This is a genomic window from uncultured Nostoc sp., from assembly GCF_964245445.1.
Taxonomy (GTDB): domain Bacteria; phylum Cyanobacteriota; class Cyanobacteriia; order Cyanobacteriales; family Nostocaceae; genus Nostoc.
Genome location: NZ_CAXTNE010000294.1, coordinates 1 through 2610 on the forward strand (window position 1 = coordinate 1; position 2610 = coordinate 2610).

Below are 2610 nucleotides of genomic sequence, written 5' to 3' on the forward strand. Positions count from 1 at the left end.
GGAACTCGGGGCCCCCTCTGGGGATTAGGGGCAATGGGGAATGGGGAATAGGAAAAAGCAATGCCCAATGCCCAATGCCCCATCTTGAGTAGTGACAGTTTACTAAGACATTGCAGCAGCGATCGCTCTGATATTGCTAAATTAGCTAAGGAAATCAAAATCCAGGCCAGCTAGCTGCTTTTCAACAATGGTATCTATTGCTACTCCCTTCTCGGATATTCAAAACCATTGGGCACGCTTATTTATTACAGCCTTAGCCCAACGTCGTATTGTCAATGGGTTGCCTAACGGTACTTATCGCCCCGATAACTCTGTTACCCGCGCTGAATTTGCCGCTATTATCGCCAACGCATTTGGGACAGTTTCCAAGAAGCGGCAGTATGTCCCCTTTGTTGATGTACCCACTAATTATTGGGCAGCCGCCGCCATTCAAGCAGCTTACGAAAAAGCATTTCTTAGCGGGTTTCCTGATAAAACTTTCCGTTCAGCTAACCGAATTACTAGAGTGGAAGTTTTAGTTTCCTTGGTAGGAGGCTTAGAAATTGCCACCAAAGTAAAACCTGACCTCCTCTCAGAACTTTCACAAATTTATCAAGATTCTGTTCAGATTCCTGGGTATGGTAGAAATCAGGTAGCTATTGCCACCAGCGCTGGATTGGTGGTTAGTTTCCCAAATATCAAATTACTTAATCCCAATCTTGCAGCCACCCGTGCAGATGTGGCAGTGATTATTTATCAAGCTTTGGTGTATTTAGGTCAGGCAGAAAAAATTGCCTCTAGTTACTTAGTGCAGCCGCCAATACCAACAGCAGCACCAACGCCAGCACCAACGCCAATACCCATTCCCACACCAATACCAACGCCGACACCTGCACCTATCGGTAGCGTTAGGGTAAGTCATAATCGGGAATTCCGGGGAGCGTGGGTAGCATCTGTGTGGAATAGTAATTGGCCTTCCAAGGCAGGACTTTCTGTTGCCCAACAAAAAGCTGAACTCAGCGAGATTATTAGTAAATTACAAGCGCTAAACTTCAATGCCCTCATCTTCCAGGTGCGACCAGAGGGAGACGCTTTGTATGAATCTAAATTAGAGCCTTGGAGTGCTTGGATTACAGGAACTCAAGGAAAAGCACCAGAACCATTTTATGATCCTTTGGCGTTTGCGATCGCAGAATGTCATAAGCGCAATATTGAACTCCATGCTTGGTTCAACCCCTACCGCGCTAGCACTTCCACCGACCCAGCTAAAACAGTCCGTCCCCACATAGCAGCTACCAATCCAGAAAGCGTTTATTTGTGGAAAACTCAACGCTGGATGGACCCAGGACTGAAAATAGTTCAAGATAGAGCGTACAACGTAATTCTCGATGTAGTGAAGCGCTACGATGTTGATGGCATTCACTTAGATGATTATTTTTATCCATATCCCATTGAGGGGCAACCTTTCCCCGATGGTAAAACATACACTGCATATAAAGCAGCCGGTGGTACACTCAGCCTTAGCGACTGGCGACGGGACAATGTTAACACAATGGTACAGCGCCTCTATCAGGGAATTAAATCAACTAAATCCGACGTTAAATTTGGTATTAGCCCCTTTGGGATTTATCGCCCCGGACAGCCTGCTGGTATTACTGGGTTGGATGCTTACAACGTGCTGTATGCCGACTCGAAGAAATGGTTAGCAGAAGGCTGGATTGATTATATCGCGCCTCAACTTTACTGGCGCACAGACCAACCACAACAAAGTTATTCGGCGTTGCTAAAGTGGTGGACAGAGGTAAACACAAAACAAAGACATGTTTACGCTGGTAACAATCTGACAGAACCAAGCAACAAGAGTCGCGAGAGTGATGAGATTGAAAAGCAGGTAAAAATTAGTCGTAGCCAAGCTGGACATTTGTCACTGGGGAATATCTTCTTTAATGTCGGTGTTTTGACAGAAAATAGTCAGGGCATTGCTGATAGATTCCAAAGTCTGCTTTATAACAAACCTGCGTTACCGCCAACTTTGTCTTGGCAAGATACAACATCCCCCCCTCCGCCTATTGAACTACAAGTCAATAACCGCAAACTGAGTTGGCAGCCTGGTGATAATCAGCCAGTTCGTTCTTGGACACTTTATCGGCAAACTGGCGATACTTGGACAATTCAACGAATTTTGTCTGCTGGCACAACCTTCGCTACCGTCCAACAAGCGGGAACCTATGCAGTATGTGCAGTGGATAGATTGGCGAATGAGAGTGTGGGAACAGTGATTACAGTTAGTTGAACAAAACCCGGATTTCTCACGAGCTATAAAAAATCCCATTTACTGACTTGTCACCTACAAATACGCAGCCAGTTTGTAGCGTACAGCATTCACGGATTTTACGATCCCTAAATGTATGGTAGGGACTGGAATAGCGTTACTGAGCCGACGATTCTTGCTGGCATGAGCTTTGGAGTTGACCTTTTTGACGATCCGCTCATGCCATTTCTCTCCATCTTTACCAACAGTTGCCAAGTACCAGTTTAGTTTACAAATAGAATCTGGAAATTGCTCCTGTTGTATACGTATTCTCGTCCACCCCAAGGAACGTAGCAGGTTTTATTTGGTGGATAGTATTT

At 45.4% G+C, this 2610-nt stretch carries 1 protein-coding gene; it reads left to right on the plus strand.

Going from position 1 to position 2610, the window contains the following annotated elements; all coding sequences use genetic code 11:
• The first annotated feature begins 187 nt into the window (after positions 1-187).
• On the plus strand, positions 188-2272 hold the full coding sequence (locus ACFE90_RS32055) for a family 10 glycosylhydrolase (protein ID WP_375506359.1): 2085 nt from the start codon (positions 188-190) through the stop codon (positions 2270-2272).
• The last annotated feature ends 338 nt before the right edge of the window (positions 2273-2610 follow it).

What these genes read in the sequence shown, in the direction of transcription:
- ACFE90_RS32055 (WP_375506359.1), top strand. Translation starts at nt 188, where the DNA reads ATGGTATCTATTGCTACTCCCTTCTCGGATATTCAAAACCATTGGGCA.